The following is a 1,694-nucleotide window of genomic DNA, read 5'->3' as shown; positions in this document are numbered from 1 at the left end:
AGTTGAGGATGTTTGACCAGTCGGCGCGCTACGACTCTTCGGTATCGCCGACAATGATGTCGCCTGGATCGAAGTCCGACTTGTGAAGCTCCCGGAACAGCAGGGCAATTGGCGCGGGTTGCCCGGGCTTTCTCCCAGCCTTGTTGACGGCTTCGATGGCCCAGCATGTATCTGACAGGACCGGTCGACCACCGGGCCGCAATACTCGTAGCCGGTCACCAACTCGCGTCACGCCGGACTCGACGTACCCGACGACGGCCGTCCCACGACCTGTCACGGTGAAGGCCGCCTCAACAAGAAATCGAAAGTGCTCGCCACCAGGTATTTCGTTCGCCATAACACGATCATGACCGTGTTCGATATGCCCGTCTTCACGACACCCTGTAGTCGTCTTGAACCGCGCGACCAGCGGCAATATAGCGCGTTAGGCTGCCGCCGCCCGGGGCTACGACACACGGACGCAGCCTGCGGCTGTCCTGGGTTGCGGCTGTCCGTGGACAATCGTGCGGTGGGCTACTTCGGAATCCAGGGATACCAGCCACACTGGCTCGCCGGACGTGACGCCATCGAGTCGACGCACGGTCGTCGGTTGGCAGGTTTGGTCGGGAGTCGCTTATCGGCGGGCTGGCTGGTGTGGAATCGGGAGACCAATGCGTGGTTTCCCGACGGTCCGGTCCTGTTGGACTTCGACGGCGAACAAGTGGAGATCGTCCATCAGAAGTTCGACGAGCTGTCTATCACCTGGAACGGCATCGATCCCATCCGGTTTCCCGTCTGGCCCAACGATGACGACAACCCGGAAGCCTACGGGTTCCAGCTAGCATGGAGACGCGACGCGGTACCAGCATTGTTCGCATTCGAAGGACAGGTTTTGACAGCGGTCGATCTCCTCGAATACGCAGGTCATCCAGGAGATTTCGCGGCAGGAATGGTGGCAGTCAGTTTCGCCTTCGACGATCGTCGAGTAACGATCAGCAACGGGCTCGATGAGAACAGGCTCGAATTCGGCGGTCCATCGGCCGACTATCGCCGGCATCAGTTGCACGCGTAGCTGAGCAGCCGTTCCCGTTCGAACGCCAGCACAAGATCAAGGTGTACTCACTGCGGAGATTTGCCCAGTTTCCCGCAATGAGTACACCTTGATCTTGTGGCAGCCAGTCCACATGAACCCATCCAGCCGATCACAGCTGCGACCGTTGATCATCAGCTAGTCACCACAGACCGCGCGATCAGCGGCAGTAGCGGATATTCAGCAATGAAGCCCGGATACGCTGGCCGATGGTTAGGACGTGATCGCTATCGCAGCTAAGGAGGTTGATGGTGGGATCAGGCCCACTCAGAGAAGCCGTCGTCAGCGAGTTGCGTACACGAGCCCGGCGAGGGGATACTCCGGCTGAAATAGCGACCTGGTTGATTCAGGAGCTCGGGAGCCCGACGTCTTTTCAGATCATCATTTACTGGCGCGAAGCGTTCGATACGCCTATACCAGTTCTCAAGAACGCCTATAACTGGGTAGGACTCGGAGACGGCGGCACGCTGTCCGATGACGCGCTGAACCAGATGCTGAGTCCACTTGTTGTCCGCCCCCACGACAGGGAATGGGTTCAATACCCGGATGGTTCCTGGCGCTCCCGATAGCGCCAGGCTCGAGCCGGTCGCGTCCAAGCGCAACAACGTGCTCGGGCTCATCGGCA

The 1,694-nt window shown here is 59.6% G+C and carries 2 protein-coding genes; one reads left to right on the top strand and one right to left on the bottom strand.

The genetic code is table 11. The annotated features are described in order from the left end of the window. Positions 1-28: 28 nt before the first annotated feature. Positions 29-337, bottom strand: a complete 309-nt coding sequence (locus ACWELQ_RS45245) for a hypothetical protein (protein WP_452403117.1) — start codon at positions 335-337, stop codon at positions 29-31. Between the two features lie 9 nt (positions 338-346). Between ACWELQ_RS45245 and ACWELQ_RS45240 the strand changes: the two genes are divergently transcribed. Next, complete coding sequence (locus tag ACWELQ_RS45240; protein WP_452403116.1) at positions 347-1,051, top strand: hypothetical protein; 705 nt, start codon at positions 347-349, stop codon at positions 1,049-1,051. Positions 1,052-1,694 lie beyond the last annotated feature (643 nt).

The organism is Nocardia sp. NPDC004722, assembly GCF_053601505.1.
Note: the sequence above shows the minus strand (reverse complement) of the source record. Positions and strands in the feature narration are given on the sequence as shown.